The organism is Pseudomonas sp. AU11447 (genome assembly GCF_001672555.2).
Taxonomy (GTDB): Bacteria; Pseudomonadota; Gammaproteobacteria; order Pseudomonadales; family Pseudomonadaceae; genus Pseudomonas; species Pseudomonas nitroreducens.
In genome coordinates this window covers 33,732-48,675 of sequence record NZ_LZDG02000013.1, presented here as the reverse complement: position 1 = coordinate 48,675, position 14,944 = coordinate 33,732, and the positions used below count along the sequence as shown (strand labels likewise).

The 14,944-nt window shown below is 66.1% G+C and carries 9 protein-coding genes; 7 read left to right on the top strand and 2 right to left on the bottom strand.

Annotated elements, in window-relative coordinates; translation table 11 throughout:
- Window positions 1-2: 2 nt before the first annotated feature.
- The 6 genes from nosR to A6723_RS00250 are packed head-to-tail and all read left to right on the top strand — an operon-like array spanning window position 3 to window position 7,674.
- Window positions 3-2,150, top strand: a complete 2,148-nt coding sequence (gene nosR / locus A6723_RS00275; protein ID WP_054910311.1) for a transcriptional regulator NosR — start codon at window positions 3-5, stop codon at window positions 2,148-2,150.
- Window positions 2,151-2,177: 27 nt separating this feature from the next.
- Window positions 2,178-4,085 (top strand): TAT-dependent nitrous-oxide reductase, encoded by a 1,908-nt coding sequence (gene nosZ / locus A6723_RS00270; protein WP_054910312.1) that lies wholly within the window; start codon window positions 2,178-2,180, stop codon window positions 4,083-4,085.
- 59 nt (window positions 4,086-4,144) lie between these two features.
- A complete protein-coding gene (locus A6723_RS00265; protein WP_054910313.1) occupies window positions 4,145-5,410 on the top strand; it encodes a nitrous oxide reductase family maturation protein NosD in 1,266 nt (421 codons plus the stop codon).
- Complete coding sequence (locus A6723_RS00260; protein WP_054910314.1) at window positions 5,407-6,315, top strand: ABC transporter ATP-binding protein; 909 nt, start codon at window positions 5,407-5,409, stop codon at window positions 6,313-6,315. The genes A6723_RS00265 and A6723_RS00260 overlap by 4 nt, the downstream gene beginning before the upstream one ends.
- Window positions 6,312-7,136: an ABC transporter permease gene (locus A6723_RS00255; RefSeq protein ID WP_054910315.1), complete on the top strand. Its 825-nt coding sequence runs from the start codon at window positions 6,312-6,314 to the stop codon at window positions 7,134-7,136. The genes A6723_RS00260 and A6723_RS00255 overlap by 4 nt, the downstream gene beginning before the upstream one ends.
- A 16-nt stretch (window positions 7,137-7,152) precedes the next feature.
- Window positions 7,153-7,674: a nitrous oxide reductase accessory protein NosL gene (locus tag A6723_RS00250; protein ID WP_054910316.1), complete on the top strand. Its 522-nt coding sequence runs from the start codon at window positions 7,153-7,155 to the stop codon at window positions 7,672-7,674.
- On the opposite strand, the gene A6723_RS00245 is transcribed toward A6723_RS00250, so the two are convergent.
- Window positions 7,668-10,517: an EAL domain-containing protein gene (locus A6723_RS00245; protein ID WP_054910317.1), complete on the bottom strand. Its 2,850-nt coding sequence runs from the start codon at window positions 10,515-10,517 to the stop codon at window positions 7,668-7,670. The two genes, A6723_RS00250 and A6723_RS00245, sit on opposite strands and share 7 nt — an antisense overlap.
- A 175-nt stretch (window positions 10,518-10,692) precedes the next feature.
- On the opposite strand from A6723_RS00245, the gene uvrD reads away from it, so the two are divergent.
- On the top strand, window positions 10,693-12,873 hold the full coding sequence (gene uvrD / locus A6723_RS00240; protein WP_054910318.1) for a DNA helicase II: 2,181 nt from the start codon (window positions 10,693-10,695) through the stop codon (window positions 12,871-12,873).
- A 191-nt stretch (window positions 12,874-13,064) separates the two neighbouring features.
- On the opposite strand, the gene A6723_RS00235 is transcribed toward uvrD, so the two are convergent.
- Window positions 13,065-14,825: a cation:proton antiporter gene (locus tag A6723_RS00235; RefSeq protein ID WP_024766093.1), complete on the bottom strand. Its 1,761-nt coding sequence runs from the start codon at window positions 14,823-14,825 to the stop codon at window positions 13,065-13,067.
- Window positions 14,826-14,944 lie beyond the last annotated feature (119 nt).

Sequence of the window (14,944 nt, the reverse complement as noted above, 5' to 3'; positions counted from 1 at the left end):
CCATGGCGGGCGTTCGCGATCTGTACAGGGCGCTGCTCGGCTGCCTGTTGCTGATGCTTGGCCTGGCGGCGCACAGCGCCGACCTCAGCGATCTGGAGCGAACGCGCATCCAGCAGGTGTTCCCCCAGGCCGACCACATTGGCGAGCCCGAGGGCGAGTACGGCGTGCGGCGTCTGTCCCACGGCGACAAACTCTTGGGCTACGCCTTCCAGAGCATCCGTGTCACTCGTATTCCCGCGTATTCCGGCAAGCCGATCAACGTCCAGGTGATCCTCGATCCGCAGGCAGTGATCCGCGACAGCTACGTCCTCGAACACCACGAGCCCATCCTGCTGATCGGCATTCCCGAAGAAAAACTCCACGCCTTCACCGCCGGCTACAGCGGCCTGCGCGCCGACCAGCGCGTGGCCGTGGGGCGCTCCGGCGATCCGCAGACGGTGACCGTGGATGCTGTCGCCGGCGCCACCGTGACGGTCATGGTGGTCAACGAGATCATCATGCGTGCTGCCCGTACCGTGGCGGTGTCGCTCAAGCTGATCAAGGACGACGGCCAGGTGCGACCCAAGCCCGCTCTCGTCCGCACCGACGTTTATCAGCCGGCGAGCTGGCGCGAGCTGCTGGGCAATGGCGCGATCCGCCAACTGAAACTGACCCGCGGGCAGATCGACGACGCCTTCAAGGGCACCGCCGCCGAAAAGGTCAACCAGGCCCGCGATGCGCAACAGCGCGAAGACACCTTCATCGATCTCTACACCGCCCTGCTCAACCCGCCCAACGTCGGCCGCAACCTGCTCGGCGACAAGCAATACCGCGAGCTGATGGAGTCCTTGAAGCCCAATGAATATGCCGTCGTGGTACTGGGCAGCGGCGAGTACTCCTTCAAGGGCTCGGGTTATGTGCGCGGCGGCATTTTCGACCGGGTGCAGATTCGCCAGTTCGGCGACATCCTCAGTTTCCGCGACCTCGATTACCAGCGCCTGTCGGATACCTACGCAGACGGCATGCCGCATTTCGCCGAGATGGCGATCTTCATCGTCCGCGCCGCACAACGCTTCGACCCCGGCACACCCTTCGACCTGGAACTGCTGGTGCGGCGCCAGACCGGCCCGGTGGACAGCCTGTTCACCACCTTCGACCTCGGCTACCAGACGCCGGAGGGCTACCTCGACCGGCCGCAGCCCAGCGCGGCGGAACTGGAGGCCCTGGAGGATGCCAAGCGGCCAATGTGGCTGCGCGTCTGGTACCAGAAAAGCTTCCAGATCGGCGTGCTGCTCGGCGCCCTGGGGCTACTGGCGGGGATCCTCTTCCTGCAGGACAACCTGGCCCGTCGGCCGCAGCTGCTGCACTGGCTGCGCCGCGGCTATCTGCTGTTCACCCTGACCTACATCGGCTGGTACTGCCTGGGCCAGCTCTCGGTGGTGAACGTGCTGACCTTCGTCCACTCGCTGTTCGAAGGCTTCCGCTGGGAACTGTTCCTCATCGACCCGGTGCTGTTCATCCTCTGGACCTTCACCGCCGCCAGCATCCTGCTCTGGGGACGTGGCGTGTTCTGCGGCTGGCTGTGCCCGTTCGGCGCCCTGCAGGAGCTGCTCAACGAGGCGGCACGCAAGCTCAAGGTGCCGCAGTTCGAGCTGCCCTTTGCCGTCCATGAGCGGCTCTGGGCGATCAAGTACATCGTCCTGCTGGTGCTGTTCGGCCTCTCCCTGGAGTCACTGTCCACCGCCGAGCGCTTCGCCGAGGTCGAGCCGTTCAAGACCGCCATCACCCTGCACTTCGATCGCCAATGGTGGTTCGTCGCCTACGTGGTGGTGCTGCTGGTCATCAACCTGTTCACCCGCAAGGTCTATTGCCGCTACGTCTGCCCGCTCGGGGCGGCGTTGGCGATCCCCGGCAAGGCCCGCCTGTTCGACTGGCTCAAGCGGCGCAAGGAATGCGGCCAGCCGTGCCAGCTCTGCGCCAAGGAGTGCGAGATCCAGGCCATCCACCCCGATGGAAGGATCAACGCCAACGAGTGCCACTACTGCCTCGACTGCCAGATGACCTACCACAACGAGCACAAGTGCCCGCCGCTGGTGAACAAGCGCAAGAAGCGCGGCAAGCGCACGGCCACCAGTGACGACGACCAGCTGATCGCGGTGCAACAGATTTGACCATTTGCCTTAAGGAAGGAGCAGGACATGACTGACAAGAAGCAGCAACAGGACGAGATTGCCGGGCTCAGCCGGCGGGGATTTCTCGGCGCCTCCGCGGTAACCGGTGCCGCAGCGCTGGTAACGGCGGGCTCGATGGGTGCTTTCACATCGCGCGAGGCCTGGGCGGACGCGGTGAAGTCGGCGCAGGACAAGATCAATGTCGCCCCCGGCGAACTGGATGAGTACTACGGCTTCTGGAGCGGCGGCCACCAGGGCGAGGTGCGGGTACTGGGCATTCCCTCGATGCGCGAACTGATGCGCATCCCGGTGTTCAACGTCGACTCGGCCACTGGCTGGGGGCTGACCAACGAGAGCAAGCGCATCCTCGGCGACAGCGCACGGTTCCACAACGGCGACTGCCACCATCCGCACATCTCGATGACCGACGGCAAGTACGACGGCAAGTACCTGTTCATCAACGACAAGGCCAACAGCCGCGTCGCGCGCATCCGCCTGGACATCATGAAGTGCGACAGGATCACCACCATTCCCAACGTCCAGGCCATCCACGGCCTGCGCCTGCAGAAGGTGCCGCACACCCAATACGTGTTCTGCAACGCCGAATTCATCATCCCGCATCCCAATGACGGCTCGACCTTCGACATCACCGGCGACAACGCCTTCACCATGTACAACGCGCTCGATGCCGAAACCATGGAAGTCGCGTGGCAGGTCATTGTCGACGGCAACCTCGACAACAGCGACATGGACTACACCGGCCGCTTCGCCGCCTCCACCTGCTACAACTCGGAAAAAGCCACCGATCTTGCCGGCATGATGCGCAACGAGCGCGACTGGGTCGTGGTATTCGATGTCCCGGCGATCGAGAAGGAAATCAAGGCCAAGCGCTTCATCACCCTGGGCGACAGCAAGGTGCCGGTGGTCGATGGCCGCAAGAAGGATGGCAAGGACAGCGCAGTCACCCGCTACATTCCGGTGCCGAAGAACCCCCACGGCCTCAACACCTCGCCGGACGGCAAGTACTTCATCGCCAACGGCAAGCTCTCGCCCACCTGCAGCATCATCGCCATCGACAAGCTGCCCGACCTGTTCGCCGGCAAGCTCAAGGACCCGCGCGACGTCATCGTCGGCGAGCCGGAACTGGGCCTGGGCCCGCTGCACACCACCTTCGACGGGCGCGGCAACGCCTACACCACGCTGTTCATCGACAGCCAACTGGTGAAGTGGAACATCGATGACGCGATTCGCGCCTACCAGGGCGAGAAGGTCGACTACATCCGCCAGAAGCTCGACGTGCATTACCAGCCTGGCCACAACCACGCGACACTGACCGAGACCAAGGAAGCCGACGGCAAGTGGATCGTCGTGCTCAGCAAGTTCTCCAAGGACCGCTTCCTGCCCACCGGCCCGCTGCACCCGGAGAACGACCAGCTGATCGACATCTCCGGCGACGAGATGAAACTGGTGCACGACGGCCCCACCTTCGCCGAGCCGCATGACTGCATCCTGGCCCGCCGCGACCAGATCAAGACCCGCAAGATCTGGGCGCGCGACGATCCCTTCTTCGCCGAGACCGTGGCGATCGCCAAGCGCGACGGCATCGACCTGATGCAGGACAACAAGGTCATTCGCGACGGCAAGAAGGTTCGCGTGTACATGACCTCGTCCGCTCCCGCCTATGGCCTCACCGAGTTCACCGTGAAGCAGGGCGACGAAGTGACCGTCACCATCACCAACCTGGACGAGATCGAGGACGTCTCCCACGGCTTCGTCGTGGTCAACCACGGCGTCAGCATGGAGATCAGCCCGCAGCAGACCTCCTCCATCACCTTCACCGCCGACAAGCCCGGCCTGCACTGGTACTACTGCAGCTGGTTCTGCCATGCGCTGCACATGGAAATGGTCGGCCGCATGCTGGTGGAAAAGGCCTGATATCCGCGCCCCTGGCCCCGCCGGCAGCCGCTGGCGGGGCATCGACGAGAAGGTGTTGCATGGGACTCACCAGGCCTGGCCTTGCCCTGTCGCTGCTACTAGCGGCGAGCGCCCAGGCGCAACCACAAGCCATCGACCAGTTGCCGCTGCAGGGCGATGGCGACATCCGCACCCTGCCGGCCGGCACCTACACCGGCAACTTCACCATCGACCAGCCACTGCATCTGCGCTGTACGCCCGGCGCCGTGATCGACGGTCAGGGTGCCGGCAGCACGCTGCATGTGCGCGTGCCCGACGTGACCATCGAGAACTGCACCCTGCGCAACTGGGGGCGTGACCTGACGGCCATGGACGCGGCGATCTTCGTCGACAAGGCCGCGCGCGGCACCGTGGTGCGTAGCAATGACCTGCAAGGCGCCGGCTTCGGCATCTGGCTGGATGCAACGGCCGACGTGCAGGTGCTCGACAACCGCATCCAGGGCGACCCCAGCGTGCGCTCCCAGGACCGCGGCAACGGCATCCACCTCTACGCGGTGAAGAATGCCCTGGTGCGCGGCAACCAGGTCCGCCAGACCCGTGATGGCGTGTACATCGACACCTCCAACGACAGCGCCATCGAAGACAACCTCTTCGAAGACCTGCGCTACGGCGTGCACTACATGTTCACCCACAACAGCCGCGTCATCGGCAACACCACCCGACACACCCGCACCGGCTATGCGCTGATGCAGAGCCGCAAGCTCACCGTGATCGGCAACCGTTCGGTGGACGACCAGAACTACGGCATCCTGATGAACTACATCACCTATTCCACCCTCACCGGCAATCGTGTCGAAGCCGTGCGCAGCGGCGATGGCGGCGGCGACGCAATGATCGCCGGGGCCGAGGGCAAGGCCCTGTTCATCTACAACTCGCTGTTCAACCGCATCGAGAACAACCGCTTCGAAAGCAGCGCCCTGGGCATCCACCTGACCGCCGGCTCCGAGGACAACCGCATCAGCGGCAATGCCTTCATCGGCAACCGCCAGCAGGTCAAGTACGTCGCCAGCCGCACCCAGGAATGGTCCGCCGGCGGGCGCGGCAACTACTGGAGCGACTACCTGGGCTGGGACCGCAATACCGACGGCGTCGGCGATGTTGCCTACGAACCCAACGACAAGGTCGATCAACTGCTGTGGATGTACCCACAAGTGCAGTTGCTGATGACCAGCCCCGCCATCGAACTGCTGCGCTGGGTCCAGCGCGCGTTTCCCGTCACCCGTCCACCCGGCGTGCGCGACAGCTTCCCGCTGATGCGCGCCCCTGACCTGGAGGCGCAACCATGAACCCCGTCGAGATCCAAGACGCAACCCTGGACTACGGCGGCTTCACAGCGCTGCATGGCCTCGACCTGCAACTGGGCGCCGGCGAAGTCCTCGGCCTGCTGGGGCATAACGGCGCCGGCAAGACCACCACGATCAAGCTGATCCTCGGCCTGCTGCGTCCGACACGAGGCAGCGTGCGCGTCTTCGGCCAATCGCCGGGAGACCCGGCAGTGCGTCGGCGCATCGGCTTCCTGCCGGAGAACGTGACCTTCTACCCGCAGCTCAGCGGCCGCGAGACGCTGCAGCACTTCGCCCGGCTCAAGGGCGCACGGCCCGCCGAAGTGGACGAGCTGCTCGAACAGGTCGGCCTCAGCCACGCCGCGCAGCGCCGGGTGAAGACCTATTCCAAGGGCATGCGCCAGCGCCTTGGCCTGGCCCAGGCGCTGCTCGGCCAGCCGCAACTGCTGCTGCTCGACGAACCTACCGTCGGCCTCGACCCGCTGGCCACCATCGAGCTTTACCAGTGGCTGGACCGCCTGCGCGCCCAGGGCACCGGGATCATCCTCTGTTCCCATGTGCTGCCTGGCGTGGAGTCGCATATCGACCGCGCCGCCATCCTCGCCAAGGGCCGGCTGCTCACCGCCGGCAGCCTTGCCGACCTGCGCCGCGACGCCGGGCTGCCAGTGCGCATCCGCTACGCCGGCAGGCTCGACGGCGACTGGCCGCAACACTGGCGCGAGGCAGGTCATGGCGTTACCGCCCTGGATGGCCGGCGCGTGGAGTTGCGGGTCGGCGAAGCGCACCAGCACGAAGTGCTCAGCGTGCTGCTCGCCGAGCACGCACAGGAGCTCGAGGTGTTGCCGCCGTCGCTGGAAGACCTCTATCGGCACCACATGCAAAGCGCGCACGCGGGAGTCCCGGCATGACCATGATCTGGAACATCGCCCGCAAGGAGCTCGCCGACGGCCTGCGCAATCGCTGGCTGCTCGCCATCAGCCTGCTGTTTGCCCTGCTGGCCGTCGGTATCGCCTGGCTGGGCGCGGCCGCCAGCGGACAAGTGGGCTTCACTTCGCTACCGGCAACGCTGGCCAGCCTGACCAGCCTGGCAACCTTCCTGATGCCGCTGATCGCCCTGCTGCTGGCCTACGACGCCATCGTCGGCGAGGAGGAAGGCGGCACCCTGTTGCTCCTGCTGACCTACCCGCTGGGACGCGGGCAGCTTCTGGTCGGCAAGTTCCTCGGCCATGGCCTGACTCTCGGTCTCGCCACGCTGCTGGGCTTCTCCGCCGCCGCGCTGGCCATTGCCGTACTGGTGCCGGGCATCCCGCTGGGGCAACTGCTGGGCTCCTTCGCCCGCTTCATCCTCTCGTCCTGCCTGCTCGGCTGGACCTTCCTGGCCATGGCCTATGCACTGAGCGCCCGGGTCAGCGAGAAGTCCACCGCCGCCGGCCTGGCGCTGGGCGTTTGGTTCTTCTTCGTGCTGCTGTTCGACCTCGCCTTGCTCGCCCTGCTGGTGATCGGCAAGGGCCAGCTCAGCGCCAACCTGCTGCCCTGGCTGCTGTTGCTCAACCCCACCGATCTTTACCGGCTGATCAACCTGCCTGATTTCGGTGCCGAACTGGGCGGCGTGCTGACCCTCGGCCGGGATCTGGCCGTTCCCGTCGCGGCACTCTGGCTGGCGCTGTGTGCCTGGACCCTGGCCGCGCTGGCGCTGGCCTACGCGCTGTTCCGTCGGCGCCCGATCTGACTTTAGGAGTTTCCCCATGCTGCTGTCCCGCTCCCTTCGCCTGGGTTTCACCGCCGGCATCCTCGCCCTGCTGCTCGGCGGCTGCGACGATGCCGCCCAGCCAAACGCCAATCTCGCTCCGGTGCCTTTCCAGAACGGCGAGGAATGCCACGTCTGCGGCATGGTCATCAGCGACTTCGCCGGTCCCAAGGGAGAGGCGGTGGCCCCCGGCGCGGTGCACAAATTCTGCTCCACCGCCGAATTGCTGGGCTGGTGGCTGCAGCCTGAAAACCAGCACAGCGGCGCGCGCCTGTACGTGCACGACATGGCCCGCAGCGACTGGAACCATCCCGATGACCGCCACCTGGTCGACGCCACCAGCGCGTTCTACGTGGTCGGCGTGAAGCGCCCCGGCGCCATGGGCGCCACGCTCGCCTCATTCGCCGACCGCGCGGACGCCGACCGCATGGCCACCGCCGAAGGCGGACGTGTGCTGCGCTTCAGCGAAATCGACCAGAGCGTGCTACAGGGCGTGTCCGGCGACCACCAGCATCACTGAACCAGCCTGTCGCTTCTCTCCAGCAACGCCAGGCAGGCATCCGCTGGTACGGGCTGGCTGATCAGGTAACCCTGGATTTCGTCGCAGCCGTGGGCGCGCAGGAAGCGCAGCTGTTCGACGTGCTCGACGCCCTCCGCCACCACTTTCAGCTCCAGGCTGTGCGCCATGGCGATGATCGCGCGGGTGATGGCCGCGTCCTCGCCGCGCTCCGACAGGTCGCGGATGAAGGTCTGGTCGATCTTCACGTAGTCCACCGGGAAGCGCTTCAGGTAGCTGAGCGAGGAATAGCCGGTGCCGAAGTCGTCGATGGCCAGCTTCACGCCCATCTCGCGCAGCTGGCGGAAGGTAGCGGTGACGCTCTCGACGTTGTCCAGCAGTTGGCTTTCGGTCAATTCCAGCTCCAGCAGGTGCGACGGCAGGCCGGTTTCCTCCAGCACGGTACGCACCAGGTCGACCAGATTGCCGGTGCGCAACTGGTGCACCGACAGGTTGACCGACACCCGCAGCTCGCGCCCCTGGCGCTGCCACGCGCGGGCCTGCTGGCAGGCGCGGCGCAGGACGAACTCGCCGATGGCACCGATCAGCCCGGTCTCCTCGGCCAAGCCGATGAAGTCGCCCGGCGGCACCATGCCCATCTCCGGATGGCGCCAGCGCACCAGTGCCTCGGCGCTGTCCAGGCGCTCGTTGGCGAGGTTCAGCTTGGGCTGGTAGTGCACGTCCAGCTGCCCCTCGTCGATGGCCTTGCGCAGCCGCGTCTCCAGCTGCAGGCGCTCCAGGGTGCAGGCCTGCAGGTTGTCGGTGAAGAACTGGAAGGTATTCCCGCCCAGGTGCTTGGCATGCTGCATGGCCATGTTCGCCTGGCTCATCAGTGCGGAGATTTCCCAGGCGTTGTCCGGCAGCAGGCTGATGCCGACCGAGGCACTGACCACCAGTTCGTGGCCGCCCACGGTCATCGGCGTGCGCAGCTTCGCCAGCAGGCGGCTGGACAGCCGCGCCAGCGCGGCGAGGCTGGCGTAGGAGTCGATCAGCACGGCGAACTCGTCGCCGGACAAGCGGGCGATGGTATCGGCCTCGGGAACCGTCTGGGTCATGCGCCGCGACATCTGCCGCAGCAACTGGTCGGCGACCTCGTGGCCGAGGCTGTCGTTGAGCAGCTTGAAGCGGTCCAGGTCGATCAGCAGCAGCGCCGCCGTGCGGCCTTCCTGGCGCGCGCGCTGGCTGGCCTCGTGCAGGCGCTCCTTGAACAGCGTGCGGTTGGCCAGCCCGGTGAGTTCGTCGTAGTGCGACAGGTAGCGCAGGCGCTCCTCGGCATCGCGGCGAGCAGTGAGGTCGGCGAAGAAGCCGACCACATGGGCCACCGCTCCCCGGCTGTCGCGCACCACGTTGAGCTGCAGCCACTGGGGGTACAACTCGCCGTTCTTGCGCGTCTCGATCAGCTCGCCCTGCCAGGTGCCCTGACGCTCCAGCTCGGTGCGGATCGACTGGTAGCGCCGCAGGCTCTCCGTCGATCCCATCAGCCGCGCGACGTTGTGCCCCAGCAGTTCCTCGCGGCGGTAGCCGGTGAGTGAGGTGAAGGCTTCGTTGATGGCAATCAGGCGGTAATCGGGGTCGAGGATGATGATGCCTTCGCTGGCGGCCTCGAACACCGTGGCAGCCAGGCGCTGTTCTTCCTCACGCAGCTTGCGCGGGGAGATGTCGGCGCGGGTGCCGACCATCCGCGTGACCTGCCCGCGACCATCGCGCTCCATCACCCGGCCACGGTCTTCCACCCAGACCCAGTGGCCGGCGGCGTGGCGCACGCGGTATTCGATGCGGTAGCCGTCGGTGCGGCCCTTGAGGTGCTCGACCAGCGCGCGGCGCAGCAGCGGTACGTCGTCGGGGTGCAGGCGCGGGCGCAGGTCGTTGCGCACGCTCTTCACCGATTCCTGGGTGATGCCGAAGATCTCCTCCAGGTGCGAGTGGTGCACTTCATCGGTCAGCAGGTTCCAGTCCCACAGGCCCAGTTCGCTGGCCTCCAGCGCCAGGGCCAGGCGCGCCTCGGTGTGGCTGAGCTTGGCGCTGCCCGCCTCCACTCGCTCCTGCAGCGCGTCGCGGGCGCGGCAAAGTTCGCGCTCGGCGCGGCGGCGCTGCTCGACTTCACGCTCCAGGTCCTGGTTCAGCGCCTCGGTCTGTGCGTTGGCACGCTCCAGGTGCGCCACCAGCGCCTGGGCCTGGAAACGCCGCAGCAGGCCGACGTGGACGACCCGATGAATCTGCCAGGCCACCACCAGTAGCGCAGCCAGCAGGATCACCCCGAGCACGCCCCAGCCCTGCTGCAACGGGTTATCGCTGATCAATAAATAGGCAATGGACGGAAACAGGCAGGGCAAGGCAAAGGTGAGAAAGGCCGGCAGGCTGACCGCGTAGGCGACACTGGCGGACAGGATGGCCGCGGCGATCAGGCCGAACACCAGGGATTGCTGGAGGAAGGCATCCGGCGGGACCAGGGCGATCGCGGCGAAAGCCAGGGTCAGGCCCGAAGCCCCGGCGCCGAACAGGAAGGTGCGCTGCCAGTGCGGGCTGGCCTGGCGCTCGGCGGAAGCGGCATTAAAGGCGGAGACCTGGATCAGCCGCAGCACGGCCAGCAGCACCAGCCAGACCAGCCAGCCGGCCAGCAGCCCCGGCTGCACGTAGTCCCACAGCAACCCGGTGCAGGCCAGGCCATTGAGCAGCATGAGCAGGGTCGGCACCCGCGAGCCCTGGTAGAGCAGGCGCGTGCGTTCGACGGCAATTTCGTGAGCGTACTGCTGGCGGATCTCGGCATGGCTCACCGGGATCGCCGAAGGCTCTACATAAGCGGTCATAGGCGTTTTTCTTGTAGGTTCTGGCCTAGGCGTCGGCGGAGCATACCCGAGGAGGTAGCCCCACCCAAGCAGGATGATGGCAATTGGCTGCAAGCCCTCCCAACTTTCGTCGGGAAGACGCCGGACGGCGGCCCGGTTTGCCGGGGAAAACCGCCCGTCGGTAGAATGCCTCCCCATGAACGATGACATCTCCTACCTGCTCAACTCCCTCAATGACCCGCAGCGCCAGGCCGTGGCCGCGCCGCTGGGGCGCCAGCGCGTACTCGCCGGTGCCGGGTCCGGCAAGACCCGCGTGCTGGTGCACCGCATCGCCTGGCTGATCCAGGTCGAGAACGCCTCGCCGCACAGCATCCTGGCCGTGACCTTCACCAACAAGGCCGCCGCCGAGATGCGCGCGCGGATCGAGCAGTTGCTGGGGATCAACCCGGCGGGCATGTGGGTCGGCACCTTCCACGGCCTGGCGCATCGCCTGCTGCGCGCGCACTGGCAGGAAGCCGGGTTGCCGGAAAACTTCCAGATCCTCGACAGCGACGACCAGCTGCGCCTGGTCAAGCGCGTGGTGCGCGAGATGGGGCTGGACGAACAGCGCTGGCCGCCGCGCCAGGCGCAGTGGTTCATCAACGGGCAGAAGGACGAGGGCAACCGCCCGCAGAACATCCAGGCCGGCGGCGACCTCTACCTGTCGACCATGGTCAGCGTCTACCAGGCCTACGAAGATGCCTGCGCCCGTGCCGGCGTCGTCGACTTCGCCGAACTGCTGCTGCGCTCGCTGGACCTCTGGCGCGACCGCCCGAGCCTGCTGGAGCACTATCAGCGGCGCTTCCGCCACATCCTGGTGGACGAGTTCCAGGACACCAACGCCGTGCAGTACGCATGGCTGCGCTTCCTCGGCAAGGGCGGCGAGAGCCTGATGGTGGTGGGCGACGACGACCAGTCGATCTACGGCTGGCGCGGCGCGAAGATCGAGAACATCCAGCAGTTCGGTGACGATTTCGCCGGCACCGAGGACATCCGCCTGGAGCAGAACTACCGCTCCACCGGCACCATCCTCAAGGCCGCCAACGCGCTGATCGCCAACAACAGCGGGCGCCTGGGCAAGGAGCTGTGGACCGACGGCGTCGACGGCGACCCGATCACCCTGTATTCGGGCTTCAACGAGCACGACGAGGCGCGCTACATCGTCGAGACCATCGAGGACGCCCTGCGCAAGGATGGTCTGAAGCGCAGCGAAATCGCCATCCTCTACCGCTCCAACGCCCAGTCCCGCGTACTGGAAGAGGCGCTGCTGCGCGAGAAGATCCCCTACCGCATCTACGGCGGCCAGCGCTTCTTCGAGCGCGCCGAGATCAAGAACGCCCTGGCCTACCTGCGGCTGATCCGCCTGCGCGACGACGACGCCGCGCTGGAGCGGGTGATCAACGTGCCGCCGCGCGGCATCGGCGAGAAGACCGTCGAGGCGATCCGCAACGCCGCGCGCCTGAACGGCACCTCCATGTGGCGCGCGATCAACGACGTGATCGCCGCCAAGGCCGTGGCCGGCCGCGCCGCCAGCGCGCTCAATGGTTTCCTGGAAAGCGTCGACATGCTCGCGGTGAAAGTGGAAGGCATGCCGCTGCACCAGATGACCCAGATCGTCATCGAGCAGTCCGGCCTGGTCACCTACCACAAGGAAGAGAAGGGCGAGAAAGGCCAGGCCCGGGTGGAAAACCTGGAAGAACTGGTCAGCGCCGCCCGCGCCTTCGAGACCCCGGACGACGAAGACACCCCGCCGCTGGTGGCCTTCCTTGATCACACCGCGCTGGAATCCGGCGACACCCAGGCCGACGCCTTCGAGGACAGCGTACAGCTGATGACCCTGCACAGCGCCAAGGGCCTGGAGTTCCCGCTGGTGTTCCTTGCCGGCGTGGAAGAAGGGCTGTTCCCGCACAAGATGAGCCTGGAAGAACCCGGCCGCCTGGAAGAGGAACGCCGCCTGGCCTACGTGGGCATCACCCGCGCCATGCACCGCCTGGTCATGACCTACGCGGAAACCCGCCGCCTGTATGGCAGCGAGACCTACAACAAGGTGTCGCGCTTCGTCCGCGAAATCCCGCCGAGCCTGATCCAGGAAGTACGCCTGTCCAACTCGGTGAGCCGCCCGCTCTCGGGCAACCAGCGCAGCGGCAACCTGTTCAGCGGCGCCAGCGTGCCGGACACCCCGTTCAGCCTCGGCCAGTCCGTGCGCCACCCGCTGTTCGGCGACGGCGTGATCCTCAACTTCGAAGGCTCCGGCGCCCAGGCACGGGTGCAGGTGAACTTCGACAGCGAGGGCAGCAAGTGGCTGATGATGGGTTACGCGAAGCTGGAAGCGATCTGATCCGTCTGCTTCAGGACCGTAGGGCGCATAACCTGGATCAGGTTATGCGCCGGCACCTCTGAGCCGCTTTTTGTAGGACCGAGGGGGACGCCCAGTTCTTGCTCGCGTACGGATTCACCGGCAGCTGTAGTGCCGTGGGGTTCGCGAGCAAGCTCGCTCCTACAGATCACTCCCCCGCTCGACCGACGGGCTCAGTGATGCCCGCCGCCGTTCTGCTCGAAGGTCTCGATCAGCGCCACCTGCATCCGCGAATGCACGCGGATGAACCAGCGCCAGAACACCGCGATCACCAGCGCGGCAATCAGTGCCACCACCACCAGTAGCTCGCCCGGCGGCAGGATGCTCGAACTGAGCGCCGCCAGCAGCAGCATCATGCCGCCCAGCGACAGCAGCGGAATCAACTCGGAAATCACCCGGCGCACGCGGGCCGTATGGCGGCCGGCGCTTTCCGCCTTCACGCCCATTTCCGCCAGCAGCATCGCCAGCGCCTTGAGCTTGCGGTAGGCGGCGATCAGGAACGGCAGCGACAGCAGCAGGGCGGCGCCCCAGATCAGCGCCTTGTGCAGCGCTTCGGGCTCGACGAACTGCGCCAGCCACTGGCCGATCTGCCCGGCGAAAAACGCCAGGCCGAAGAAGATGCCGATCACCAGCGTCAGGTTGACCCCGACCTGCAGCAGGATGCGCCGGATCATCCCGGCGAGGATCGCCTTGTCGCCCCGCGGCTTGATGCTGCGCAACCACTCGCCGTACAGGCTGAACACCCGCACCATGGGTGACGGCAGGCTGCGGCCCAGGTACAGCGCCAGCGGGTCGGCGGAGCGGATCAGGTAGGGCGTCAGCAGCGTGGTGATGGCCGACACGCCGACCACCACCGGGTAGAGGAAGTCACTGGTCACGCCCAGGCTCATGCCCAGCGCGGCGATGATGAAGGAGAACTCGCCGATCTGCGAAAGGCCCATGCCCACGCGCATCGAGGTGCGCCCGTCGTTGCCGGCAATGAAAGCGCCGGCGCCGCAGGAAATCAGTTTGCCGGCGACCACCACCAGGGTGATCACCAGGATCGGCGCGGCATAGTCCACCAGCACCTTGGGGTCGATGGTCAGGCCGATGGCGACGAAGAAGATCGCGCTGAACATGTCGCGCACCGGCTCCATCAGGCGCTCGATCTGGATCAGTTGGCGCGACTCGGCCATGATCGCGCCGATCAGGAAGGCACCCAGGATCATGCTGTATTCCAGCTTCACCACCAGCAGGCAGAAGCCGAAGCACAGGCCGAGCACCGTCACCAGCAGCATCTCGTTGCTTTCGAATTTCGCCACGTAGGCCAACAGGCGCGGTACCAGCAGGATGCCGACGACCAGCGCGACGACCATGAACAGGCTCAGCTTGCCGACCGTGGAGAACACCTGGTCGGCCTCCACCGTGCCGCTCACGGCAATGCCGGAGAACAGCGCGATGATGCCGATGCCGAGGATGTCCTCGATGATCAGCACGCCGAAGATCAGCTGGGCGAAGCGCTCGTTCTTCATCTTCAGGTCGCCCAGGACCTTGATGATGATGGTGGTGGAAGACATCGCCAGGATCGCGCCGAGGAACAGCGAATCCATGGTGCTCCAGTCGAACAGGCGGCCGATCTCGAAGCCGGCCCAGATCATCAGGGTGATTTCCAGAAACGCGGCGATGAACGCCGTGGCGCCGACCTGGAACAGCTTGCGCAAGCTGAATTCCAGCCCCAGGCAGAACATCAGGAAGATCACCCCCAGTTCGGCGAGGGTCTTGATCGTATCCTCGTCGTGCACCAGCGCGAAGGGCGGGGTGTGCGGGCCGATGATCACCCCGGCGATGATGTAGCCCAGCACCACCGGCTGCTTGAAGCGGTGGCAGAGGATGGTGACGAAACCGGCGATCAGCATGATCACCGCGAGGTCCTGGATGAAGTCGATGGCATGCATGGTCGGCGGTCCTCGCGGCGTGGGGTCAGGGGATCGCGCGGCTGACGGCCTCGCTCAGCGAAGCCTACCATCCGAGCCTTCCGACAGGCGGCTCTGAAAGAATCAGTAACAGACTGATT